General features: G+C 69.5%; 22 protein-coding genes and 2 pseudogenes. 16 read left to right on the forward strand and 8 right to left on the reverse strand.

What is annotated here, in order from left to right; all coding sequences use genetic code 11:
• Positions 1 to 111: 111 nt before the first annotated feature.
• A pseudogene (locus tag ACFVKT_RS04630) lies at positions 112 to 1596 on the forward strand (glycoside hydrolase family 30 beta sandwich domain-containing protein); the annotation flags it as partial.
• A 377-nt stretch (positions 1597 to 1973) separates the two neighbouring features.
• The gene (locus tag ACFVKT_RS04635) at positions 1974 to 2462 is read left to right on the forward strand and encodes a beta-class carbonic anhydrase (protein ID WP_385727461.1); all 489 of its coding nucleotides are present in this window, start codon (positions 1974 to 1976) and stop codon (positions 2460 to 2462) included.
• 21 nt (positions 2463 to 2483) lie between these two features.
• Here ACFVKT_RS04635 and ACFVKT_RS04640 read toward each other — a convergent pair whose 3' ends face one another.
• Together ACFVKT_RS04640 and ACFVKT_RS04645 are read right to left on the reverse strand one after the other, a co-directional pair.
• A complete protein-coding gene (locus ACFVKT_RS04640) occupies positions 2484 to 3044 on the reverse strand; it encodes a DUF4232 domain-containing protein (protein WP_385727463.1) in 561 nt (186 codons plus the stop codon).
• Between the two features lie 627 nt (positions 3045 to 3671).
• Entirely contained in the window at positions 3672 to 4178 is a 507-nt protein-coding gene (locus tag ACFVKT_RS04645) for a cupin domain-containing protein (protein ID WP_385727465.1), read from the reverse strand.
• 138 nt (positions 4179 to 4316) lie between these two features.
• Between ACFVKT_RS04645 and ACFVKT_RS04650 the strand changes: the two genes are divergently transcribed.
• The 12 genes and pseudogenes from ACFVKT_RS04650 to ACFVKT_RS04705 form a co-directional block, all read left to right on the forward strand.
• A complete protein-coding gene (locus ACFVKT_RS04650; protein ID WP_385727466.1) occupies positions 4317 to 4751 on the forward strand; it encodes an RrF2 family transcriptional regulator in 435 nt (144 codons plus the stop codon).
• Positions 4748 to 5650 (forward strand): DsbA family protein, encoded by a 903-nt coding sequence (locus ACFVKT_RS04655; RefSeq protein ID WP_385727468.1) that lies wholly within the window; start codon positions 4748 to 4750, stop codon positions 5648 to 5650. The genes ACFVKT_RS04650 and ACFVKT_RS04655 overlap by 4 nt, the downstream gene beginning before the upstream one ends.
• A 481-nt stretch (positions 5651 to 6131) precedes the next feature.
• On the forward strand, positions 6132 to 7694 hold the full coding sequence (locus ACFVKT_RS04660; protein ID WP_385727470.1) for an ABC transporter substrate-binding protein: 1563 nt from the start codon (positions 6132 to 6134) through the stop codon (positions 7692 to 7694).
• An 84-nt stretch (positions 7695 to 7778) separates the two neighbouring features.
• On the forward strand, positions 7779 to 8756 hold the full coding sequence (locus ACFVKT_RS04665) for an ABC transporter permease (protein ID WP_385728147.1): 978 nt from the start codon (positions 7779 to 7781) through the stop codon (positions 8754 to 8756).
• Between the two features lie 2 nt (positions 8757 to 8758).
• Positions 8759 to 9649 carry an ABC transporter permease gene (locus ACFVKT_RS04670; protein WP_385727472.1) on the forward strand — a complete coding sequence of 297 codons (891 nt, stop codon included), beginning with the start codon at positions 8759 to 8761 and terminating at the stop codon, positions 9647 to 9649.
• Positions 9646 to 10584, forward strand: a complete 939-nt coding sequence (locus tag ACFVKT_RS04675; RefSeq protein ID WP_385727474.1) for an ABC transporter ATP-binding protein — start codon at positions 9646 to 9648, stop codon at positions 10582 to 10584. Before ACFVKT_RS04670 ends, ACFVKT_RS04675 begins: the two co-directional genes overlap by 4 nt.
• The gene (locus ACFVKT_RS04680; RefSeq protein ID WP_385727475.1) at positions 10581 to 11576 is read left to right on the forward strand and encodes an ABC transporter ATP-binding protein; all 996 of its coding nucleotides are present in this window, start codon (positions 10581 to 10583) and stop codon (positions 11574 to 11576) included. Before ACFVKT_RS04675 ends, ACFVKT_RS04680 begins: the two co-directional genes overlap by 4 nt.
• Positions 11577 to 11599: 23 nt before the next feature.
• Positions 11600 to 12940 (forward strand): LLM class flavin-dependent oxidoreductase, encoded by a 1341-nt coding sequence (locus ACFVKT_RS04685; protein ID WP_385727477.1) that lies wholly within the window; start codon positions 11600 to 11602, stop codon positions 12938 to 12940.
• A 127-nt stretch (positions 12941 to 13067) separates the two neighbouring features.
• Entirely contained in the window at positions 13068 to 14096 is a 1029-nt protein-coding gene (locus ACFVKT_RS04690) for an LLM class flavin-dependent oxidoreductase (RefSeq protein ID WP_385727479.1), read from the forward strand.
• A gap of 1 nt (position 14097) precedes the next feature.
• Positions 14098 to 14865 carry an alpha/beta hydrolase gene (locus ACFVKT_RS04695; protein ID WP_385727482.1) on the forward strand — a complete coding sequence of 256 codons (768 nt, stop codon included), beginning with the start codon at positions 14098 to 14100 and terminating at the stop codon, positions 14863 to 14865.
• A 119-nt stretch (positions 14866 to 14984) separates the two neighbouring features.
• Positions 14985 to 15614, forward strand: a complete 630-nt coding sequence (gene ssuE / locus ACFVKT_RS04700; protein WP_385727485.1) for an NADPH-dependent FMN reductase — start codon at positions 14985 to 14987, stop codon at positions 15612 to 15614.
• Between the two features lie 50 nt (positions 15615 to 15664).
• A pseudogene (locus tag ACFVKT_RS04705) lies at positions 15665 to 15928 on the forward strand (HIT family protein); the annotation flags it as partial.
• A gap of 176 nt (positions 15929 to 16104) precedes the next feature.
• On the opposite strand, the gene ACFVKT_RS04710 reads toward ACFVKT_RS04705, so the two are convergent.
• Both ACFVKT_RS04710 and ACFVKT_RS04715 read right to left on the reverse strand, forming a co-directional pair.
• The gene (locus ACFVKT_RS04710; protein WP_385727488.1) at positions 16105 to 16566 is read right to left on the reverse strand and encodes a hypothetical protein; all 462 of its coding nucleotides are present in this window, start codon (positions 16564 to 16566) and stop codon (positions 16105 to 16107) included.
• Between the two features lie 163 nt (positions 16567 to 16729).
• Positions 16730 to 17293, reverse strand: coding sequence for a TetR/AcrR family transcriptional regulator (locus ACFVKT_RS04715; protein WP_385727490.1), 564 nt, complete (start codon positions 17291 to 17293; stop codon positions 16730 to 16732).
• 94 nt (positions 17294 to 17387) lie between these two features.
• On the opposite strand from ACFVKT_RS04715, the gene ACFVKT_RS04720 reads away from it, so the two are divergent.
• A complete protein-coding gene (locus ACFVKT_RS04720) occupies positions 17388 to 18089 on the forward strand; it encodes an SDR family oxidoreductase (protein ID WP_385727492.1) in 702 nt (233 codons plus the stop codon).
• 174 nt (positions 18090 to 18263) lie between these two features.
• Here the strand turns inward: ACFVKT_RS04720 and ACFVKT_RS04725 are convergent, their stop codons facing one another.
• From ACFVKT_RS04725 to ACFVKT_RS04740, 4 genes are all read right to left on the reverse strand, one after another.
• Complete coding sequence (locus ACFVKT_RS04725; protein ID WP_385728149.1) at positions 18264 to 18446, reverse strand: alpha-L-rhamnosidase C-terminal domain-containing protein; 183 nt, start codon at positions 18444 to 18446, stop codon at positions 18264 to 18266.
• Between the two features lie 276 nt (positions 18447 to 18722).
• Positions 18723 to 18848: a hypothetical protein gene (locus ACFVKT_RS04730; RefSeq protein WP_385727494.1), complete on the reverse strand. Its 126-nt coding sequence runs from the start codon at positions 18846 to 18848 to the stop codon at positions 18723 to 18725.
• A gap of 50 nt (positions 18849 to 18898) precedes the next feature.
• Positions 18899 to 19324 (reverse strand): VOC family protein, encoded by a 426-nt coding sequence (locus ACFVKT_RS04735; protein WP_385727496.1) that lies wholly within the window; start codon positions 19322 to 19324, stop codon positions 18899 to 18901.
• Positions 19325 to 19396: 72 nt separating this feature from the next.
• Positions 19397 to 19969 (reverse strand): hypothetical protein, encoded by a 573-nt coding sequence (locus ACFVKT_RS04740; protein WP_385727498.1) that lies wholly within the window; start codon positions 19967 to 19969, stop codon positions 19397 to 19399.
• A 545-nt stretch (positions 19970 to 20514) separates the two neighbouring features.
• Between ACFVKT_RS04740 and ACFVKT_RS04745 the strand changes: the two genes are divergently transcribed.
• On the forward strand, positions 20515 to 22785 hold the full coding sequence (locus tag ACFVKT_RS04745; protein ID WP_385727500.1) for a M4 family metallopeptidase: 2271 nt from the start codon (positions 20515 to 20517) through the stop codon (positions 22783 to 22785).
• Positions 22786 to 22833: the final 48 nt, after the last annotated feature.

The following is a 22833-nucleotide window of genomic DNA, read 5'->3' on the forward strand; positions in this document are numbered from 1 at the left end:
TGACGTGTCTGGTTCAGACCTTTAGTTTTTGCGGCGATTGGTCACACACTGGCCTTCTGGTCATGGATCTGAATGCCTTGCACTGCCCCCACCATTGCGAAGGGCGACAGCATGACACGATCCCGTCCCCGGTCCTCCCTGTCTCGGGCAACTCGCTTTCTGCTGGCCGGTGTTGTCGCGGCGGCCACGCTCGCCGCGACCGGCGGCACCGCTCAGGCGGTGAACGAACCGGTCAACGTCTGGCTGACCACCACCTCCGACTCCGCCGGACGCAACGTGACGCGTGGTCTGGCGCAGCAGACCGCGCTGCGGTTCGGCCCCGCGGGCGGAACGGCCCAGCACACGATCACCGTCGACGAGAACACCACGTACCAGCAGTTCGAGGGCGGCGGTGCCTCGATCACGGACACCACCGCCTATCTGCTGCGTGGCGGCCCGATCACCGCCGCCACCCGCGACACCGTCATGCAGAAGCTGTTCTCACCGACCGCGGGCATCGGGCTGTCGTTCGTCCGCAACCCCATCGGAGCCTCCGACCTCTCCCGGCCGGGCAACGTCTCGCTCGACGACACCTGCTGCAACCTCAACGACTTCGGCGCCAACGGCTACGACACCAACGTCCGTCTCCTGACCACGCAGGCCAAGCAGCTCAACCCGGCCCTCCGGGTCAAGGGCGTGCCATGGAGCTCGCCGGCGTGGATGAAGGACAACGGGCGCATGGACCAGATGGGCTGGCTGAAGTGGGAGTACTACCCCATGTACGCCCAGTACCTGGTCAAGTACATCCAGAGCTACCAGGCCGCGGGCATCCCCATCAACTACCTCTCGGTGCAGAACGAGCCCAACTGCTGCCAGGCGAGCAACCCGACGGCGATGAACTACCCGGGCATGAGCTGGAACCCCTCGGGTCTCGTGGAGTTCACCAAGAATCACCTCTACCCGGCCCTCCGCGCCGCGGGCATCACCACCACGAAGGTCCTCGTGCACGACTGGAACTACGGTGACTACGCCAACTTCGGCTCGGCGATCCTCGCCGACGCCGGTGTCCGCAACGACCCGCTGTTCGGCGGGATCGCCTGGCACGGCTACTTCGGTGACCCGGCGGTCGGCACCCAGGTCCACAACGCGTATCCGACGGTCAAGCAGTTCAGCACCGAGCACTCGGGCGGCACCTGGATCACCAACCAGCACAACGAGGACCTCGCCGACATCGTCAACTACGCCCGCAACTGGAGCAGCAGCCTGGTCAAGTGGAGCCTGGCGCTGAACCAGAACATGGGCCCGCACAACGGCGGTTGCGGCACCTGCACCGGACTCATCACCGTGCAGGAAGGCGGCGCGCGGGCGGGACAGGTCGACTACACCGTCGAGTACTACACCACCGGCCACCTCACCAAGTTCGTCAAGCCCGGCGCGTACCGCATCGCCTCCACCGCCAACAGCACGGTGCAGAACGTCGCCTGGCGCAACCCCGACGGCTCCAAGGCCCTGATCGCCCACAACGGCGGCACCAGCACCCAGTCCATCCGGGTGAACTGGGGCAGCCAGTCCTACGTCTACACACTCCCGGCGCGCACCACCGCCACCTTCACCTGGTAGACGGCACCACCGCCTGCCTTCAGCGGCCCGTCGGCGCCGCTGAAGGCAGGCGTTCCATGCTGTCGGCGAACGGGCCGGCGTCGCAGGGCTCTCCCCGAACTCCCGTGCTCTTGCCAGGTGGACCGGCCCCGGTGTTCACTGGCCGCATGTTGCGCTTCACCGAGGGCTTCTGGCCCTCGCGTCGCGTCTACCTCTTCGACGGTTTCTGTCGCTAGGGGGCGTCGGGCTGCTCCCCGAGGAGCCGTTCGGCAACCCCCGGGCCATGTCGCGTGCCCGCACCGCGCATCCGGCTCCGTGTGTCGACCTCCCCGAACCGCTCACCGTGCAGTTATGTGAGCGGTGCATCCGCCGCATCCCAGAAACAGAGGCCCACCATGTCCGTCACCGATGAACTGCTGGCCAACAACGCCCGCTACGCCGAGACCTTCACCGGCCCGCTCCCCCTTCCGCCCGCGAAGAAGCTCGCTGTGGTGGCATGCATGGACGCCCGGCTCAACGTGTACGCGATCCTGGGTCTCGCCGAAGGCGAGTCGCACGTCATCCGCAACGCGGGCGGTGTGATCACCCAGGACGAGATCCGGTCGCTCGCCATCAGCCAACGGCTGCTCGGCACCGAGGAGATCATCCTCATCCACCACACCGACTGCGGCATGCTCACCTTCACCGACGACGGTTTCAAGGACTCGGTCCAGGCGGAGACGGGGATCCGGCCCTCATGGGCGGCCGAGGCGTTCCCCGACCTGGACGCCGACGTACGGCAGTCGATCGCCCGCATCAAGGCCGATCCGTTCATCGTGCACAAGGACGGTGTACGGGGCTTCGTGTTCGACGTCGCCACGGGCAAGCTGAACGAAGTCGTCTGACACGCCCGCCGGGGCGCCGGTCTACTTCGGTCCGCTGCCCTTGGCCAGCGGCGTGATGTCGATGCGGCCCTTCTGCAGGACGTCGCCGAGTTTCCAGCCTGTCGTCAGATGGTGACGGGAGTCGGGCGGGGTCACCTCCAGGCCGGTCGGGTTCTTCTCGGCCTTGGTGGGCTCGCCCGTGGCGCCGACGACGGTCCAGTGCAGCGTGGTGTGGACGCTCTGTCCCGGCTTGAGAGTGATCAAAGGGGTGTGTCCGGCGTCGCGGACCACATGTGTGGTGACGTTCTTGCCATGGGAGTTGAGGAGCTGCAGGCCGACGTACCCCTGGGTTCGGACGGTCTTGTGGGTCTTGTTGGTGAGGACCACCGACGCGTAGCGCTGGCCGGCTCCGGGGTCGAGGGCGTGGATCTTGACGCTCAGGGAGCTGGTGTCAGCCCAGGCCGGCCGCGCCGTCGTGGTTCGCGACTGCGACGACACGGCGGCTTGAGAGGAACCGGCGGTGAAGCCGGCCAGAGCCAGGGCGGATGCCGCGGCGATGGCGACACTGGTGACACGGAGTCGGGTTCGCTGGTTGTCCCGCATGATTTCTCCCCTATTGGGCGCCTCCCCGTTCGGGACGCCGTTATGGAATAGGAGTGCGGCGAAGAGAACCCGGTTCACAGGATTCGCGATCTTTGCTGTGCAAGGCCCGCTGTTGACCCTCGATTGGTTCTTCCTTGCACTGCCGCCGCAGCTTGTCCGTGACCGAGGCGCGATGTGGGTGTTGACGGTGGTGACGCCGAGGTGGACCGTTCCGGCGATCTCGGCGTTGGACTGTCCGAAACCGACGAGCGCCAGCACGCATCGAGCGGCTCGCCGTACGGCGGAGAGCGTCGCGTCGCAGGAGAAGGGTGACCCACTCCCCACTGGCGACGACACGGTCCTGACCCGCTTGACTACGGCAGTGTCGCCGTGGCGGTCAGGACCGCGGTGATGAACCTGCTGTCCGTCGAAGCCTCGTACGGAGTGGTCGCGCTGGTCCGACAGGGCGGCTGGGCCGGACAGTTGATCGCGGCGCCTGCCGCAACCGCACGTCGAGGGTCACCCGGAGCACTGCGGCGCCGACCGCTCCGACCCGGCACCGATGCCGGCGTGACCGGGGCGGAGGCGGCGCTTGCGCGGCGCGCGGGTCAGGCTTTCGTCGGCCGGAGGGCGTTCAGCCGGCGCCGGTCAGCGCTCGTCGGCTGAAAGGGCGTACAGCCGGGGAAGGTTGACCACGATCGCCTCCTGTGTGCTGCGGGCGATGACGACGACGGCCTCCTCCGCGGGGTCGGGATTCTCCTCCCGGTGCGGCACGAAAGGCGGTACGAAGATGTAGTCGCCGGGAGTGGTCCGCAGCCGTACTTCCTCCGGCTCCTCTCCCGAGTCGTCGACGAAGACGAACTCGGGGTGTCCGCTGACCACGTAGATGGCGGTCTCGGACTCACCGTGGTGGTGGTCTGAGGAGGAGGTGGCGGGGGCCACGTGGGTCTGGCCCATCCACAGCTTCTCGGAGCCGACGGTCCTCCCGCTGACGGCGGCGAACCGGCGCATGCCGCCAGTCTGTGCCGTGTCACCGTCCAGCGAGTCCGCACGGATGTGGTGCAGACGGGCCCGCAGGGGTGCCGTCAGGTCGCCCTGGGCGGTGTGGAGGTGAGGGTGGAAGCCCTCGCCGGGGGTCGTCAACGGCTCGCTCATGGCGGGGACGCTAGAGCGGTGCCGGAAAGGATGTCAAGAGGTGTCCATTGGCCTTCATCTGCGGCAATGTTGCCGCAATGCTTGCGGTGAACCGGTGGAGACCCGCACCGGCGGCCGGCCGTCAGGCATGATGTGGGCATGCATATCTCCGCGAAGGCGGACTACGCCACACGGGCTCTTCTGGAGCTCGCCTGTGAGCCTGAGCGTCCGCTTACCTGTGAGGCCATCGCATCGTCCCAGGAGATCCCGTTCCGGTTCCTGAAGTCCGTGGTGGGCGAGTTGAGGAAAGCGGGCCTGGTGCGCAGCCAGCGTGGCTGTGAAGGCGGTTACTGGCTCGGCAGGCCCCCCGAGGACATCACCCTTCTGGACGTCGTACGCGCCATCGACGGCGAGGTCATCACCCTGCGCGGCGAGCCGCTGGCCGGGCTCGACTACCCCGGTCCCGCCGGAGGGATGCCCGGAGTGTGGCGCCGGGTCGAGGCAGGCGCAGCGGCGGTCCTCGGCGGACTGACCCTCGCCTCACTGCTGCCCGCCGACGCGCTCGAGCGGCGGCAGAAGGTCGGCGCCGCGTGACGGCTGTCCCGGAAGTCGTCGAGTACACCGATCCGTTGTGTCCCTGGGCCTGGGGATCGGAGCCCGTCTTCAGAAAGCTGCGGTCGGCTCTGGGTGACCGGGTCCGCTGGCGGCGGGCGTACGCCATCCTCTTCGACCACGACGACGACCCGGCGCCCGATCCCGCGGCCGAAACGGCCTGGTACACGCGGTACGTGGAGGAGATCAGCGGGCACACAGGGGCTCCGCGCGCGGCGCGGCTGAGCCGGGTGGCGGCCAGTTCCTGGCCCGCCTCGCTCGTCGCCAAGGCCGCGGAACTCCAGGGCGCCGAGGTGGCCGAGCGGGTGCTGCGGCGGCTGCGGGAAACCGTCTTCGTGCTCGGTGAACCGGCGGACACCCTCGCGCTGGCGCTGTCCGCGGCACGCGGCGTGCCGGGCCTGGACCCACAGCGGCTGGCGGCCGATGCCGCGTCCGCCGGCGTGCTGGAAAGGGTCCGCGCCGACCACGGGGAGGCGCGTCGCCCCGTACCCGAAGTGCTCGCCGTACAGGGCGGGTTGCCGCATCCCGGCGCGGCGAAGGAGACCGTCGACGGTGGGCACCGGTACGCCCTGCCGACCCTGCTGGTCCGCGCCCCCGCGGGGTACCGGGCGGTACCCGGCTGGCGGCCCTTCGAGGCGTACGCGGCGGCCGTCGACGAACTCTGTCCAGGACTGCTGAAGGTCCCCGGGCCGCTCCTTCCGGCAGTGGCACTGGAGCGCCATCGCAGCCTCGCCGGGCCGGAGTTCCGGCTTCTGACGGAGGGGTCCTGGCCGCCCCCGGACGCCGTACGGGTGGATACCGGCAACGGCCCGGTGTGGCTGCATCCCCAGGAGGCGCCGGTGCACCCGACGGCGGTCCCTCAGGCCGACGCGGGGCTCTGATCTGCGGACAGGTGCTGTCCCGCCGAATGAGACACCAATTGGTGTCCATTGACAGCCGCTGACGGCTGCCCCCAGGATGTGCAGCATGCTCACGACGCACCCCGGCGTGGAATGCCGCTACGTGGATCTGCGGCGCACCTCCAGCGCCCTCTGTCGCTGACCGCCAGCCGCTCACGGCCCACAGGCGCCTGACGGCTCCCGGCAGCACCGGCCTCCCGCCGCCCCGCTGAGCCGCGCCCGTCGTCCCGCGCCACCTCCGCGCCCCGTCGTTTTCCCTTCTCCCCTCCGCTTCCCGGTCCCCTCCGCTCCGCGAACCTGCCGACGCCCCATGCCTTGAGGGTGGCGTGCCCGACGTGTGCATCGAAGCCCCCGTCGTCATGCCCACTCAGGTCTGTGTCGACGGCCGGCACGGGCAGGGCCGGACCCCGCGCCCCGATCCTGCCGCCCCGGCACGGGTTCGGGCCGTCAAAGAAAGAATGAGATGTCCGGACGACTCACGCTCCGCCGCCCCAGACTGGACCGCCGATCCGCCCGCCTGCGTGTCGCGGCCCTCGGAACCGCCCTCGTCACCGTGCTCGTCCCCGCCCTCAGTGCGTGCGGCGGTGAAGCCTCCTCCGCGAGCGCCAACGGCACCCTCAAGTGGACGTCCTCCTACTTCCCGACCCACTGGGACCCGGTGGTCGGCGGAAGCGGTGCCCAGTTCCGCGAACTCGCCCTGGTGTACGCGTCGTTGACGCGCACGGACGAAAAGGGCAATGCCGTCCCGGACCTCGCCAAGAGCTGGGAGTACAACGACAAGGGTGACGAGATCACCTTCCATCTGCGCCCCGGCCTGAAGTTCAGCGACGGGGAACCGGTCGACGGCGCCGCCGTCAAGGCGGCCATCGAACGGGCCAAGGAGCAGAAGGACTCCGCGCTCTTCGGCGACCTGACCTCGATCAAGTCGGTGGACGCCAACGGACTGGACGCCGTCATCCACCTCAACCAGGTCGACTACCAGATACCGCAACTGCTCGGCGAGCGCGTCCTGCAGATCGCCAGCCCCAAGGCGGCCGCGTCCCCGGAGAAGCTCGACCAGGCCCCGGTCGGCGCCGGGCCGTTCACCGTCACGCAGCTGGTGCCGGGCACCAAGGTGTTGCTGAAGAAGAACCCGGACTACTGGGACGCGAAGAACATCCACATCGACAACGTGGAACTCACCTCGGCCCCTGACTCCGCCACGGTCGTCTCCGGCTTGCAGACCGGCGTCTACAACTTCGCGGACATCAAGCCGAGCCAGGCGGACGCCGCCAAGAAGGCGGGTCTGGACGTCTTCGTCCAGCCGGGCTTCAACGCCTCGAACATCAGCCTGAACATCAACAAGGCGCCGTTCAACAACGACAAGGTCGTCGACGCCGTCCGCTACGCGATAGACCGCCAGGAGTTCGTCGACAAGCTGACCTTCGGCTATGGATCGGCGACCGACCAGCCGTTCCCCAAGGGCTACGTCGCCTACGACCCGAAGTCGGAGAACACCTACCCGTACGACCCCGCGAAGTCCAAGGAACTCCTCGCCGAGGCCGGTTACAAGTCCGGCGACATCAAGCTCGACCTGGTCATCCCCGCCGAGGACCCGCAGGCCGAGATCGTCCAGTCTCAGCTGGCCAAGGTCGGCATCACGGTCAACATCAAGATCGACAAGAACTGGGCCACGCCGTTCTTCGCCAAGGACCTGACGTTCTCCCTCTACGGGACCACGGGCCGGGACTCCGCGGCGCAGACGCTCACCGCCCACTTCGGCCCCAACGGTCCGCTCAACCTCAGTTCCCCCTACGAGCCGGCCGGTTTCGAGGCGGCCATCGCCAAGGTCCGTGAGACCCCGCTGGACGCGCCCGACTACGCGGACGTCCTGCAGGCGGCGACCCGGGCCGGCCTGGAGAGCAAGGCGCTGGTCTTCACGTTCTCCCAGCCCAACCTGATCGCCAAGAGCAAGTCGATCTCCGGCCTGCCGAAGAACCCGGCCCACATCGACTGGACCGGCGTGACCATCTCCGGCGCCAACTGACATCCACCCATGACAGAGAGGGGGCAACCCATGACGACGACAACCGCGGTACAGGACAAGCCTGTTCGCCGTCGCGGGGTCGCCATGGCCAGGGCGCGGCACACGCTGGGCCGCGTCCTGGTCGCCCTCGCCCGGTCGATCGCGATCTTCGTGCCCGTCTTCCTGGTCGCGACGTTCGTGACGTTCGCGCTGCGGTCGCTGAGCGGGCTCAGCCCCGCGCGGATCCAGCTGGGCGAGGAGGCGACTCCCGAAGCGATCGCACGCGTCGAGGCACAGTGGGGCCTCGACAAGCCCTTCCTGACCCAGTACTGGGACTGGTTCACCGGCATCCTGCACGGACAGCTCGGCACCAGCTGGACCAACGGCGCCGACATCTCCACGCTCATCGGCCTCGGCCTGGGCGTGAGCCTCTCGGTCGCGACGTTCGCGCTGATCATCGGCGTACTCGTCGGGTTCGTCCTCGGCACGGTGGCCGCACTGAAACGCACCACTGTCATCGACCGTGCCATCACGGGATTCGTCACCGTGATCTCGGTGATGCCGGCCTTCGTCGTCGGCATCGTGCTGGTCGCGGTGTTCGCGGTCGGATTCCAGGTCTTCCCGGCCGCCGGGTACGTTCCGGCGGAACAGGGAGTAGGTCCGTGGCTCGCGCACATCACCCTGCCCGCGGTCGCCCTCAGCTTCGACGTCATCGCCGACGTCGCCCGTCAGCTGCGCAGCAGTCTCGTCGCGGCCTACCGCGAGAACTACGTGACGGGCGCGGTGGTACGGGGACTGAGTCCACGCCGGATCTTCTTCGGCCACGTACTGCGCAACGGCCTCGGGCCGGCGCTCGCCACACTCGGCCTCAAGTTCCCCTCGCTGGTCGGCGCCTCCGTCGTAACGGAATGGATCTTCGGCCTGCAGGGCTTCGGCCGGTTCGCCAACGACTCAGCCCAGGCCGGTGACGTGCCCGCCGTACAGGGCGTACTCGTCGTGTCGATCGTGCTGGTCGTCGCCTTCAACCTGATCGTCAACCTGGTGCTGGCGCGCGTGACGCCGGCATCTCAACGAGGGGTGTGAACATGGTGCGCCGCGTCCTCGCGCTCACGTCCGGACGGATCGCCGTCACCGTCCTCGCCGTCATCGCACTGCTCGCGATCCTCGGCCCGTGGCTCGCCCCGCAGGATCCGCTGGCCACCAGCGACCACACGCTCGCCGCCGCCTCGGGCGCGCACTGGCTGGGCACGGACTATCTCGGCCGTGACGTGTTCAGCCGCCTTCTGGACGGCTCCCGCGTCAGCGTGCTCGGCTCGCTCGAGGTGGCGCTGATGGCACTGGTCGTCGGCGCGATCCCCGGCATCCTGTCGGTCTACCTCGGCCGGGCCTTCGAGTGGCTCACCCTGAGACTCGCCGACACCCTGGTCGCCCTGCCGTTCCTGCTGTTCGCGGTCGCCGTGATCGCGCTGCTCGGCAACGGCATCACCCAGGCCATGCTCGTCACAGGTGCGCTGGTCTCCCCGCTCTTCTACCGGGTGGCCCGCGCGGCCACACTGGCGGTCGCACGCTCTCCGTACGTGGAGGCGGCGCTCATCTCCGGTGCGTCCATCGGCTGGGTCGTACGCCGCCACGTGTGGGCCAAAGTGCTCCCGCCCATCGCGGTCGCGCTCGCCCAGACCATCGGTGTCGGCTTCGTCATCGTCTCCAGCCTGACGTTCCTCGGTATCGGGGTCCAGCCCCCGGCGCCCACCTGGGGCGGGCTGCTCGCCTCCGACCTGGGCTACCTCAGCTACCGGCCGTGGGCGCCACTTGCACCCGCCCTGCTGATCATGGTCACCGTCTGGGCCAGCAACGTGCTCGCCGACGCGATTCGCGATGTCTCCGGCGAGGCGGGCCGGGCGTTGCTCAACACCCGCAAGGCGCGCGCCAACCGCCTCGACAAGGCCGATCCCGTCTCCGCCGGAGGTGCCCGATGACGACGCTGTCCCAGAACACCGCTTCCGAGCGGACCCAGGGCGCTGCTCCCGAGCGGACCCAGAGCGCCGCTCCGGAGCGGACCCAGAGCGCCGAGCACTCCGGCCCGGCCGACCCGGCGGCCGCGCCGGTGCTCACCCTGCGCGATGTCCGTATCAGCGACCCGGTGACCGACCGGGAGATCGTCCATGGGGTCAGTTTCGAGCTCACGCCCGGCAAGACGGTCGGCATCGTCGGCGAGTCCGGCAGCGGCAAGACCCTCACCTGCCGTGCCGCGCTCGGCATCCTGCCCGCGCACTTCGAGGTCTCCGGCGGCTCCGTCGAGATCACCGGCACCGACATCGCGACCCTGACACCCCGACGGTGGACCGAGCTGCGGGGATCCACGATCAGCGCCGTCTTCCAGGACCCCGCCTCCTATCTCAACCCCTCCATCCGCGTCGGCGCCCAGATCGCCGAGGTCATCCGGGCCAAGCAGGGACTGAAGCGGCGCGCGGCACGCCACCGTGCCGTCGAACTGCTGCAGGCGGTGCAACTGCGTGACCCGGAGCTGGTCTACGGCCAGTACACCTACGAGCTCTCAGGAGGCATGCTCCAACGCGTCCTGATCGCGGCGGCGATCGCCGCCGAACCGCGCATCCTCATCGCCGACGAGGCCACCACGGCACTCGACGTCACCGTCCAGGCGGAGATCCTCGACCTGCTCGCCGAACTGCGCGAGCGGACCGGACTGGCCCTCGTGATCGTCTCCCACGACCTGGCTGTCGTCGCCCAGTTGTGCGACGAGGTCCTCGTGATGCGTGAGGGGCAGGTGGTGGAGCAGGGCCCGACGCGGGAGGTGCTGCACGAGCCGAAGGACGACTACACCCGGCTCCTCATCGCCGAACACGACCAGTACGGCCTGGAGAAGTTCCTCGCAGCGGAAGAGACGTCATGACCACCGAACAGACGCAACTGACAGCGGGCGGGCACGAGGAGACTCGGGCCGGCGTCGAGGGGGCGGCGGGCGGCCACGAGGAGGTCCCGGTCAGCCGTGAGGGAACTCCGGCCGGCGTCGAGGAGATTCCTGCCGGCCACGGCAAGGTCCCGGCCGGACACGACGAGACGCCGGGCCCGGTCCTGGACATCACCGGCCTCGAAGTGCACTACGGCCTGGGCCGCCGGCGCCGACGCGCCCTGCACGACGTCTCGTTGAGCGTCCAGCCCGGCGAGACGATCGGAGTCATCGGCGAGACGGGCTCGGGCAAGTCCACCCTCGCCCGCGCCGTTCTCGGCCTGGTGCCGGCGTCGGCAGGCTCGATCCGCATCGGCGGCGAGGACGTGAGCGGGTACGGCCGCCGCCAGTGGCGCGGTCTGCGCCGCCGCGGCGTGATCCAGTACGTCTTCCAGGACCCGCTGCGCAGCCTCGACCCCGACCTCACCATCGAGGACTCCCTGACCGAACCGCTGCTCGTCCAGGGCGTTCCGCGCCAGGAGGCGGCCGCCCGGGCCCGCACGTTCCTCGACCGTGTCCGCCTCACCGCCGACCTTCTGGACCGGCTGCCCGGGGAACTCTCCGGCGGCCAGCGTCAACGGGTCTCCGTGGCCCGGGCGCTGGTCACCGAACCCAAGCTGGTCATCCTCGACGAACCGGTCAGCGCCCTGGACTCCGCCAACCGCGTCCAGGTCCTGGAGATCCTCAAGGAACTCCGTGCCGACGGGGTCGCCCTCGTCTTCATCTCCCACGACCTCGGCTCCATCGCCGGCACCGCCGACCGAATCGCCGTGCTCTACCAGGGCGAACTCGTCGAGGTCGGTGCCGCCCGTGACGTCATCACCCGCCCGCAGCACGTGTACACCCGGCTGCTGGTCAGCTCCGCACCCACCCTGCGCACCAGCCCCGTCGGCCGTGCCGAGCGCGAAGCCCTGCGCGCCCTGCTGAACGCCTGAGCACACCACCGAGAGGAACACCCATGTCCCGCACGCTCCACCTCGCGCTGCACCCGTACGGCGTCGGCGGCCCCGGCCAGCACGGTCTCTGGAAGGACCCGCGCGTCGCGAAGAACGCCAGCATCGACATCAACTACTACATCCAGCAGGCCCAGGCGGCCGAACACGCCCTCTTCGACGCCCTGTTCGTGGTCGACAGCCAGTTCATCAACGCCACCTACCCGGCGCACTATCTCAACCGGCTGGAGCCCCTCACCCTGCTGTCGGCGGTCGCCACCCACACCAAGCACATCGGCCTGGTCGGCACGGCGAGTTCGACGTACAACTCGCCCTTCAACCTCGCCCGCCGGTTCGCCTCGCTCGACCACATCAGCGGTGGCCGGGCCGGCTGGAACGTCGTCACCAGTTTCGACACCGGCACGTCCAGGAACTTCGGTCTCGACGAGCACCTCGACTACACCACCCGCTACGGCCGGGCCCTGGAGTTCGTCCAGGTCGCCCGGGGCCTGTGGGACTCCTACGAGGACGACGCCTTCCCGGCGGACGTGGAGCGGGGCGTCTTCCTCGACCCGGAGAAACTGCACGCGCTCGACCACGTGGGCGAGCACTTCAAGATCGCCGGACCGCTCAACCTCTCCCGCTCGCCCCAGGGCCAGCCGGTGATCTTCCAGGCCGGTGTCTCCGAGGAGGGCCGTGACCTCGCCGCGCAGGTCGCCGAGGGCATCTACGCGCCGGGCGGCACGCTGGAGCAGGCGCAGGAGTACTACGCCGACATCAAGCGGCGCACCGCCGCGTACGGCCGCGACCCCGAGCACATCAAGATCTTCATCCACGGCAGCCCGGTCGTCGCCCCCACCGACGAGGCCGCCCAGCGGCGTGAGCGGGAGATCTTCGAGGAGGACAACGACTTCGCGCGCAACCTCGCTCTCCTGGGCCGCTCCTTCGGCGCCTACGACTTCAGCCGGCACGACCTGGACGCGCCTTTCCCGGATGTCGCGCACCTCGCGGAGAAGGGCGGCAGGACCGGCGCCGCGAAGATCATCGAGCGGGCCAAGGCCGAGAACCTGTCCCTGCGCCAGGTCGCGGACTCCCTCTCGGCGTTCCGCCCGGCACCGTTCGTGGGAGCGCCCGAGACCGTCGCCGACACCATCGAGAAGTGGTTCGACGCGGGCACCCTCGACGGCATCAACCTCGCCTTCCGCACCAACGAGGACCTCGACCTCTTCGTCGACGGAGTCGTCCCGCTCCTGCAGAAGCGCGGCCTGTTCCGCACCGAGTACGCGTCCGACACCCTGCGCGGCAACCTCGGCCTGCCGATCCCGGCCAACCGCCACACCCGCGAGCCCGAGCTCGTGAACGACTGAGGGCCGAGCCGAAAGCGAGCGGTGTCTCATGAGCCTGCCGCCGCAAACTGACTGCCCGTCAACCATGGGTGGCACGAGCCGTTCCGGTGACCTCTCCGCAGCCTGACCTCCGAAAGGCGACCCCATCATGACGACCGAGACGCCGCGCTTCAGGCTCGGCTTTCTCACCCATGTCCAGGGCCGCGGCGACGACCTGGCCCGGACCTACCGCAACGCCCAGGAACTGTTCGTCGTCGCCGACGAACTCGGCTTCGACGTCGGCTGGGTCGCCCAGCACCATGTCTCCCTGGGCGGTGGCGGGTTGTCCTCGCCGTGGACCTTCCTCGCCCACGCGGCGGCGAGGACCACCCGGATCCGGCTCGGCACCGCCATCACGATCCTCCCGCTGGAGGACCCGGTCCGCCTCGCCGAGGACGTCTCCGCCGTCGACACCCTCAGCGGCGGGCGCGTGGAGATCGGGGTGGGCAGCGGCTCAAGCAGCCTGGAGTACGCCGCCTTCGGCAAGGATGTGGCCCGCAAACGCGAGCTGACCAGCGAGAACCTGCGCGTGCTGCGCCAGGCACTGGCCAATGGCGAAGTGGGCACACCCGGCTTTCGTATTCAGCCGCCGGCCGACGACTTCACCGACCGGATCTGGCAGGGCGTCTTCAGCGGGGAGGGGGCGGCCTACGCCGCGGAGGGTGGCTCGAACCTTCTGCTCAACCGTGCGGCGTACGGATTCGACGCCCCGACCGACGAGGTGCAGCGTCCCTGGGCGGAGGCGTTCCTCACCGCCTGGGATCAACCGCGGCGCCCCCGGATCGGGTTGTCCCGCTTCGTCTTCCCTGCGAAGGACCGACGTACGGCGCTCCGGCAGATCGGCGACGACGTCCACCGGGCGGCGCTGCGCATGGCGGAGAGCGGTGCCTTCCCCAAGGGCCTCGACGAGAACGAGGCGCTGCGTCGCTTCCACTCCTTCTACGGCGCGCCCGACGAGATCGTCGCGGAGCTCCGGCAGGAGAAGGTCCTGCCGTTCGCGACCGATCTGATCACCCAGTTCAACCCCGCTATTCCCGACCACGACGCCGCCGTCCGAGCCCTTGAGCTCATCGCGACCGAGGTGGCACCCGCCCTGGGCTGGAAGCCCACGCGCGATCCCGAACCCGCAGGAGTATGAAATGACCGAGTACGCCGACCACTACGGCCCCGAGGGCCTTCGTACGCGCGGCACCGTCGTGGTGGTGCCCGGCAGAGGGGAGACCCGTGCGACCTACGGTCGGTTCGGCAGGCGGCTCGCTGCCGACGCCTACCGCGTCCGCGTGGTCGACGCACCGGACATCGGCTCCGACGACCTGAGCGGCTCGCTGACCCGGCTCGGCGCACGGCTTGCCGACGCCGTCGAGGGCACGGCGGCCGAGGACGGTGTCGTACGCCCCGTCGTGCTGGTGGGATCCGACACGGGCGCCGCCGCAGTAGCCGCCCTCCTCAGCCGTACGGGGTCCCCTGCGGCATGGCGGCCTGACGCTGTCGTTCTCGCGGGCCTCCCGGGTCACACCGCCACCGCCGTCGGCACCTGGGACGACGAACTCGACGTACGTACCTCCTGCCCCGCCCATCGAGGCACGCTCACCGACGACTCCCAGGTCCGGCGTGGCTCCCTCAACGACGCCGTGCCGGCCGAACTGCTCACGGCGGCGTACGACGGCGAAGTCGACGTCCCCGCGCTGATCCTCGTCGGCGACGCCGACCCGCTGGCCGACCACGACGCACTCGCCCGCACGGCCAAGTCACTGCCGCGTGCCCGTCTGTCGGTCGTCCGCGGCGCCCACCACGACGTCCTGAACGACCTGCAGCACCGCTCGGTGGCGGCCGAGACCGTCACCTTCCTGGAGGCCCTGCGCAACGAACTCGTACCGGTGATCGCGGTGGAATCCAGCGCCTGGTGACAGCCGCTGTCCGTCCGGCACGCAAGCAGCGGCAGCACTCCGCAGACGTACGCCGACGGAGAACCGTCCCGCTCAGCCGGTACCGGTACTTCTGATCCCCGAACCCGGAAGGTCCTTTCATGGCCGCCATTCTGTCCGTCTCCGGAAGCCCCTCCGCCACCTCTCGCACCGCACGGCTTGTGCGCCACCTGGACGACCGGCTCCGGAGCCAGGGCCATGAGGTGACCCCGTTGGACGTGCGGACCCTGCCCGCCGAGGCGTTGCTCGGCGCCGACTTCGGGCACCCCGCGATCGTCGAGGCCACGGCACTGTTCGAGCAGGCGGACGGGGTGGTGATCGCAACCCCCGTCTACAAGGCCGCCTACTCGGGGCTCCTGAAGTCGCTGCTCGACCTGCTCCCGCAGTACGCGCTGACCGGCAAGACGGTGCTGCCGCTGGCCACCGGCGGCAGCACGGCCCACGTCCTGGCCATCGACTACGCGCTGCGACCGGTGCTGAGCTCGATGGGGGCCGCGCACATCGTTCCGGGCTGGTTCACGCTCGACAAGGACATCACAGTGGGCGACGGCGGCACACTGACCGTCGCGCCGGCCGCCGCAGAGGCGCTGGCCCAGGTGACGGACCAGTTCTCCATCGCACTTGGCGGCCGGCCGCCCGTGCCGGCGCCCGTATCCGCCCGGCCCGCCGTACCTCACACCGCAGTCAGTGCCTCGGGAGGAGGCCGACAGGTCGCCCGCAGGGCGGGATAGGCAGATCACCGGGGAGGCGGTACGAGGCGGGAGTCCTACCATCTCGGTTCATGACGAACTCCGAGTGCTACGCGTGCGGCAAGGAAGCGCAGTTCGGCGAACTCCCCCCACGCGAGTGCCTCGCGTTCGACCAGCACTGGCGGGTGGCCCACGACTTCAACACCACGGTGCCGGGCTGGCTGGTCCTCCTCCCTCGACGTCACGTCACGGCCGTTCACGACCTCACCGACGCGGAGGCAACCGCGCTCGGGGTGTGGCAGGTGGAACTCTCCCGGGCCCTCCGCAAGGTGACCGGCTGCCTCAAGACCTACGTCGTCCAATTCGCCGAGGCCGAGGGCTTCGCCCACGTGCACTTCCACATCGTGCCGCGCATGCCGGACCTGCCACCGGAGCACCGAGGACCTGCCGTCTTCGGCCTGCTCCGGCGCCCGCAGGAGGAGCGAGTCACACCTGCGCAGGCGGCTGCATGGCGCGCTCGCTCCGTGCCCAACTACATCGATAGGCATGGGGTGTTACCACCGCTTTGGAGTGGTCCAGGACTCTCGTCATCAAGGTGCCTCACAGCTGAACCCCAGTGGATGGTGGCCGGCGGATGCCCGCCGGCGGGGCCAGTGGTGACGGCCACCAGATTCACGAACCAGTCGTGGAGGGTGTCGCCGTCCCGGACGGCCTCGGTCGCCAGTACACGTCCGGGGGCACCCGCAGCTCGGGCGACCAGCGACTCCAGGTCGAATGGGCTGTCAGGGGTGCGGGCGATCCTGTCTCCGTGGTGGAGATAGCGGTCGTGGACAATGAGTTGGGCGTCGTTGAGGCCCAGACCGCGGGCACGGCCGACCTCGAAGACGACACGGATCGCCTGAAAACGGGCGTCCTGGAGGACGTACCCGTCGACCTGCTTGCGAATGCCGGTCGGTAGCAACTTCCACCACGCGGCCGGGGTGTTGTCAGTCATCCGAAGTCCATCCCCCTTCCGCGCACTCCTTCCGCGAAGACTCGCCGGACCCAACCGAATCTACGGGGATGGGGCGTTGGATGGGGGACGGGTTCCGCGCGCTGGAGCGGCTCACCGGTTCGCCCGCCGCGGTCTCCAGGACACGGGGGAAAGCCGGCACGCCCTACTTGACGCCCGCAGCATCCAGCAGCGCCGCCGCCGTGACCGTGCCGATGCCGGCGAGAGCCTGGGCCTGTACGACGGCGCGGGCGCTCGTGCCGTCGAAGACGATGGTCAGCTGCACGGCCAGGGTCTCGGGATCCGCTGCCGCGGCGGCGGTGAGCTGGGTCCGGAAGAAGTCGGTCAGGTGTTGCTTGAGATGGCGTGCGACGACGCTGCCCGGGTGCGCGGGGTCCTTGAGCTCCACCGCGGCACTCACGAAGGGGCAGCCGAGGAAGTTGCCCTCGGCGGCCATCCGGTCCTGTCGTTCGAACACGGTCAGGATGCGCTCGCGCGGTGAGTGCTCGTCGTCCGTGGGCGGGAGAAGGGCGGCCTGGTAGGCCGGGCCGAGGCCGGCGAGGCTCTCGGCGATCACCTCGTCCTTGGACCGGAACAACTGGTACATCGACTTCTTCGACACCCCGGCGGCCTTGCACAGCGCGTCCACGCCCACGCCCATGCCGTCGCGGTAGAAGAGTTCGCCCGCGGCCTCGAGCAGGCGCTCACGGGGTGTCGTCGAGGTCGTCATGTCATGGAGCGTACCGGCTCGGCTTGCAAAAGGAAACCGATCGGTTTACGGTCTGGGGAAACAGATCGGTTTCCCATTCTCTCTGGAGTCGAAAATGACCACTCTCGAAGGCGCCGTCGTACTCGTCACCGGCGGCAACCGCGGCATCGGCAAGGCGATCGTGGACGATCTGCTCACCCGTGGCGTGAAGAAGGTGTACGCCACCGCGCGCACCCCCCGGCCGAGCACCGACCCCCGGGTCGTACCGCTGGCTCTGGAGGTCACCGACCAGGCGTCCATCGACGCGCTGGTGGCCGCAGCGCCCGATGTCACCGTGCTGATCAACAACGCCGGCGGAAGCTCCCCTGACACCTACCTGGACGCCCCGATCGACGACATCCGCAACGTCTTCGAGACCAACTTCTTCGGCCCGCTGAACGTGACCCGAGCCTTCGTCCCGGTGATCGAGCGCAACGGCGGCGGCCACATCCTCAACGCGCACTCGGCACTCTCCTGGGTCGCCTGGCACGGCGCGTACTCCGCGACCAAGGCAGCGTTCTGGCTGCAGACCAACGCCATCCGTATCGAGCTCCTCGACCGCGGCATCGGCGTGACGGGCCTGCACATGGGGTACGTCGACACCGACATGACCGCGGCGGTGACCCAGCCCAAGTCGAAGCCCGCCGACATCGCCAAGGAGGCGCTGGACGGGATCGAGAAGGGTGCGTTCGAGGTACTCGCCGACGAGACCTCCCGTCAGGTGAAGGCCGCCATCTCCGGTGACCTCACCAACCTCTACCCGCAGCTCACGGCCTGACGCCGGCGCTGTGTGCCGCCTGCCCGCAGTGCACGCGCCGCGGGCAGGCGGCGCACGCGCTACGTCGTGAAGCGGTGGCTGCCGGAACCGACCCGGTACCACCGCGCAGCCGTCCTCCTGGCGCAGGAACGTGGCTGGAGTGTGGGCGACCGTGTCCGGAGCGTCGGCAGGGATTCACACCTCGGCGGTCGTGTTGGGAGGCACGGCGCAGGTCAGGAGGAATCCGCCGGTCCGCTGCCGCCAGTGCGTGGATATCGGGCCGTAGACCGACGCGAACGTCGCGCGGGCCGTGGTGACTTGGCCCCCGGAGCGGGGCCGGATGACGATCCCACGGTAGCCGGGCCGGCCCGCCGAAATACCGGCGACGACGTCGAAACCTTCTCACCATGGTTCCTCGCCCGCGACCCGCGGAAGCGGACGCCGCTGGAGGCGGAGACCATCGAACTGGCCGGCGCTTTCGACCGGTTCAGCCTGAGCATCGACTTCGACGACCGGTTCGCCGGCTTCGCCCCGTCGTCCCGCCGAAGCCGCGTCCGGCCTCCGCCGTCATGCCGCGCGGCACGGTCGCCTACTGGCGCTTCGACGCTTCGTCATCGGCGCCACGCAGTTCGGCGAGCGCTTTGGACAGGGCTTCTACGGGTGGATCGGCGACACCCGCATCGTGAACCGGGCCTTGCCCGTACGGGACTTCCTCGCGCCCTTCGAGTAGGCCTCGGACTCCCTCGCCGTCCCGGAAGCCGAGGCCGGACCGGCGGCCACGACCTCCCGGACGTACCGCCGGCCATGGTCACCCAGGTCGGGCGGGCCACTCAGACGACCGGCTCGCCGATGCCCAGCAGGTTCCCCTCGCTGTCCCGGAACCAGGCGGCGCGCTCACCCCGTGAGCCCTTGCTCGGGTAGTTGCCGTCAACGTGGGCGATGCCGCCCCTGGTACGAAGCCCGGGCACGTCGACCTCCTCGAACACCACGCCGCGCCGCCGGAGTTCCGACACGACCGTCTCGATGTCATCGACCTCCCACCCCATCTGAGTGAAGGTCCCGGGCGAGGCTCCGGTCGATCGGAACAGCGCGAAGTCGACGCCGCCGCACCGGTAGAGCAGGCCGCCGGGCCGCTCGTCGACGGGATCGAGCCCGAGTTGTTCGGAGTAGAAGCGCCGGGCCCGGTCCAGGTCCTGGGCGGGAAGCCGGGTCGCTACGCGTCCCCGGGCCAGAGGGTTCGTGTCAGGTGCGCTCATGGCTCCAGGGTGCCGTGAACAGCGGCCCAAGGGGTGGAGGCGGCCGGCGCGTGCTGTACGGCGCCTGCTCGGTCAGGGGGCGAACGCCTCGGTCAGGCGCACGCTGAAGCCGTCCTCCTCCATCAGGATGACGGTCACGCCGAAGGGCGAGGGGTGGTCCAGGTCGAGCGGGGTGAAGGAGAAGTCGACCGCGGCCCGGACCGGCGGCACCAGCTCACCGCCCGGCTGCGGCTCAGGAGCCGGAAGCCACTGTGGTTCGACCGGCGCCGAGCCGTCGGGGGAGTGGGCCGGCGACTGCTCGGTGTAGGGGAACTGGTGGAGGACGTGGCCGTCCTTAGTGGCGTGCACCATGTTCAGGCACGGGGCCGGGCCGACGACCGGCAGCTCGCAGGCGGCGGCCACATCGCCGGTCTCCCAGGCCAGGACGACTTCGTCCGCCCCGGCCGCCGCGGCGATGTTCGAGAGCTGGGCGATGCCGGTGAGCGCGTCGTCGCCGGTCTTGATGGGGCGCACCCAGATCAGGCCGACCAGTTCGCCGCGCACCAGGGGCATGATGACCGGGCGGGGCACCTCGCCCTCGCCCAGACCCGCGGTGTACGCGTTCTTCATCGAAGCGACCAGTGCGTCCCACACCTGCGTGTCCACGAACTCTCCCTCAGCAACGGCACGTTCACGAGCATGCCGACCCTGCCATGGCTGCCTCGACGCCGCCAGCCGCTGTGACCCTCCCGGGGGTTGACCGCGGTAGGCGTTCGCCTTCAGGCTCCACCTGCGAGCAGTTCTGTCGGGGCTGCTCCATCGGCCTTGGAGCGGCTCGCCCCGGCTGGCGGTCCTGCCCGCGCCGGTCGAGGACGTGGCCGCCGTCGAGCTCCGCCCCGGACGCGCCCTCCCACCGTCCGCCGTCGGCCGAAAACTGCCCTGCGTCAGGACGAACTCCCAGCACGCATGGGCCAATTCGAGCCGTTCTATTGGCGCATCCATGACAAGATCGCCTACGTGATGTCAGTCTGATCGTCGCGCATTCACCGTTCCTTCACCCCCCACCTCTTGCATGCCACGGAGTTCTGACACGTCCCGTGTGTCCTCTCCTGCCGTGCCCTTCCTCGCTCAGCGCGTCGCAGGCCGGCCATACCCCGCCGGCCTGCTCTCCCGGCCTCCCTCACAGGCCTCCGTCGCATAAGGAGAAGCCCTTGCTCCGGCCACACCGCACCCTCAACCGACGTAGATACACAGCTGCGTTGGCTCTCACCACCGCGGGCACTCTGCTCGCCGCAGGTTTCCAGGCCGGCGTCGGGTCCGCGGCCCCCCGCGACCGTGGCGACGGGAAGATCGTCGCCACGCCCCGGGCCGGTGCGGCCCCGGCGGAACTGTCTCCCGCCAAGCACGCCGCGCTCATGAAGAGCGCGGGCCTCGCGGTCGCCGACACCGCCAAGAACCTCGACCTCGGCTCCAAAGAGAAGCTGATCGTCAAGGACGTCGCGAAGGACGCCGACGGCACCACGCACACCCGCTACGAGCGCACCTACGCCGGCCTGCCGGTCCTCGGTGGCGACCTGGTCGTGCACGTCAAGGACGGCCGCACCACAGTGTCGGAGGCCACCGAGGCCGCCATCAAGGTGCCTACGATCACCCCCCGCATCACCTCCAAGACCGCCGCGGGCAAGGCACTTGCCGCCGCCAAGAAGGCCGACGCCAAGAGCCCCGCGGTCGACGGTGCGCCGCGACTGGTCGTCTGGGCCGGCGACGCCGAGCCGGTCCTGGCCTGGGAGTCGGTGGTGGAGGGCCTGCAGCACGACGGCACGCCCAGCGAGCTCCACGTCATCACCGACGCCGCCTCGGGCAAGGCCCTCTTCGACTTCGAGCAGGTGCACACCGGCAGCGGCACGGGGCAGTACAGCGGGACGGTCGAGGTCGGCAGCACGCTCACCGACACCACCTACCAGTTGCAGGACCCCGACCGGGCCGACCAGAAGACTTACGACCTGAACCAGGGCACCTCGGGCACCGGAACCCTCTTCACGGATGACAACGATGTCTGGGGCGACGGTACTCCGGCCAACCGCCAGACAGCCGGTGTCGACGTCGCGTTCGGCGCCGCGGCCACCTGGGACTACTACAAGGACGTGTTCGGCCGCAACGGCATCCGCAACGACGGAGTGGCCGCCTACAGCCGGGCGCACTACGGCAACGCGTATGTCAACGCCTTCTGGTCCGACAGCTGCTTCTGCATGACCTACGGCGACGGCGCGAGCAACACCCACCCGCTGACCTCGCTGGACGTCGCCGCGCACGAGATGACCCACGGCGTCACCAGCGCCACCGCCGGCCTGGTCTACTCGGGCGAGTCCGGTGGCCTGAACGAGGCGACCTCGGACATCTTCGCCGCGGCCGTGGAGTTCCAGGCCAACCTGTCCGCCGACGTCCCCGACTACCTCGTCGGCGAGAAGATCGACATCCGCGGCAACGGCACCCCGCTGCGGTACATGGACAAGCCCTCGAAGGACGGGGTGTCCCGCGACAACTGGGACTCCACGCTCGGCAGCATCGACGTCCACTACTCGTCGGGCCCGGCCAACCACTTCTTCTACCTGCTCTCCGAGGGCAGCGGCACCAAGACCGTCAACGGGGTCGCCTACGACAGCCCGACCTACGACGGCGTGGCCGTGACCGGCATCGGCATCGAGAACGCCCAGCAGATCTGGTACCGGGCCCTCACCACGTACATGACCTCCACCACCAACTACGCCGGCGCCCGGACCGCGACCCTGCGGGCAGCGGCGGACCTGTTCGGCGCCTACAGCGACACCTACCTCGCCGTCGCCGCCGCCTGGGCCGGCATCAACGTCGGTGACCGGATAGCGCTCGGCGTCAACGTGGCCCCGATCGCCGACCAGACCAGCGGCGTGGGCCAGACGGTCTCCCTCCAGGCCGAGGCCTACACCACCAACTCCGGCGCCAGCCTGACCTACGAGGCCACCGGCCTGCCGGACGGTCTGACGCTCAGTGACACGGGGCTGATCACGGGTATCCCGACCACTGCCGGTACGAGCGAGGTGACGCTGACGGTCACCGACAGCACCGGAGCGACCGCCCCGGTGACCTTCGACTGGCGGGTGGCGTACATCTACGCCAACGGCACGCGCGTCGACATCCCCGACGTCGGCGCCGCGGTGGAGTCCCCGATCGTCATCAGCGGCCTGAGCGGCAACGCCTCGGCCACCACCCAGGTCTACGTCAAGATCGTCCACACGTACCGCGGTGATCTGACGGTCGACCTGGTGGGCCCCAACGGCACCGTCTACTCGCTGCTGAACCGCAGCGGCGGTTCCGCCGACAACGTCGACCAGACCTTCACGGTCGACGCCTCGGCGCAGCCGATCGAGGGCACCTGGAAGCTGCGGGTCCGTGACCTGGCCTCGATCGATGTCGGCTACATCGAGCGGTGGCAGCTCACCCCCTGACCTCCCCCGAGCCACGTTGCCCGTCCGGACCGCCTCGCGCGGGCCGGA

The organism is Streptomyces sp. NPDC127595 (assembly GCF_042671685.1).
GTDB lineage: Bacteria > Actinomycetota > Actinomycetes > Streptomycetales > Streptomycetaceae > Streptomyces.

Excerpts from the sequence above, each read along its gene's own strand:
- ACFVKT_RS04670 (WP_385727472.1), top strand. The coding sequence starts at position 8,759 with ATGGTGCGCCGCGTCCTCGCGCTCACGTCCGGACGGATCGCCGTCACC.
- ssuE (WP_385727485.1), top strand. The coding sequence starts at position 14,985 with ATGGCCGCCATTCTGTCCGTCTCCGGAAGCCCCTCCGCCACCTCTCGC.
- ACFVKT_RS04660 (WP_385727470.1), top strand. The coding sequence starts at position 6,132 with ATGTCCGGACGACTCACGCTCCGCCGCCCCAGACTGGACCGCCGATCC.
- ACFVKT_RS04715 (WP_385727490.1), bottom strand. The coding sequence starts at position 17,293 with ATGACGACCTCGACGACACCCCGTGAGCGCCTGCTCGAGGCCGCGGGC.
- ACFVKT_RS04645 (WP_385727465.1), bottom strand. The coding sequence starts at position 4,178 with ATGAGCGAGCCGTTGACGACCCCCGGCGAGGGCTTCCACCCTCACCTC.
- ACFVKT_RS04710 (WP_385727488.1), bottom strand. The coding sequence starts at position 16,566 with ATGACTGACAACACCCCGGCCGCGTGGTGGAAGTTGCTACCGACCGGC.
- ACFVKT_RS04635 (WP_385727461.1), top strand. The coding sequence starts at position 1,974 with ATGTCCGTCACCGATGAACTGCTGGCCAACAACGCCCGCTACGCCGAG.
- ACFVKT_RS04690 (WP_385727479.1), top strand. The coding sequence starts at position 13,068 with ATGACGACCGAGACGCCGCGCTTCAGGCTCGGCTTTCTCACCCATGTC.
- ACFVKT_RS04675 (WP_385727474.1), top strand. The coding sequence starts at position 9,646 with ATGACGACGCTGTCCCAGAACACCGCTTCCGAGCGGACCCAGGGCGCT.
- ACFVKT_RS04650 (WP_385727466.1), top strand. The coding sequence starts at position 4,317 with ATGCATATCTCCGCGAAGGCGGACTACGCCACACGGGCTCTTCTGGAG.
- ACFVKT_RS04685 (WP_385727477.1), top strand. The coding sequence starts at position 11,600 with ATGTCCCGCACGCTCCACCTCGCGCTGCACCCGTACGGCGTCGGCGGC.
- ACFVKT_RS04665 (WP_385728147.1), top strand. The coding sequence starts at position 7,779 with ATGGCCAGGGCGCGGCACACGCTGGGCCGCGTCCTGGTCGCCCTCGCC.
- ACFVKT_RS04720 (WP_385727492.1), top strand. The coding sequence starts at position 17,388 with ATGACCACTCTCGAAGGCGCCGTCGTACTCGTCACCGGCGGCAACCGC.
- ACFVKT_RS04735 (WP_385727496.1), bottom strand. The coding sequence starts at position 19,324 with ATGAGCGCACCTGACACGAACCCTCTGGCCCGGGGACGCGTAGCGACC.
- ACFVKT_RS04680 (WP_385727475.1), top strand. The coding sequence starts at position 10,581 with ATGACCACCGAACAGACGCAACTGACAGCGGGCGGGCACGAGGAGACT.
- ACFVKT_RS04640 (WP_385727463.1), bottom strand. The coding sequence starts at position 3,044 with ATGCGGGACAACCAGCGAACCCGACTCCGTGTCACCAGTGTCGCCATC.
- ACFVKT_RS04695 (WP_385727482.1), top strand. The coding sequence starts at position 14,098 with ATGACCGAGTACGCCGACCACTACGGCCCCGAGGGCCTTCGTACGCGC.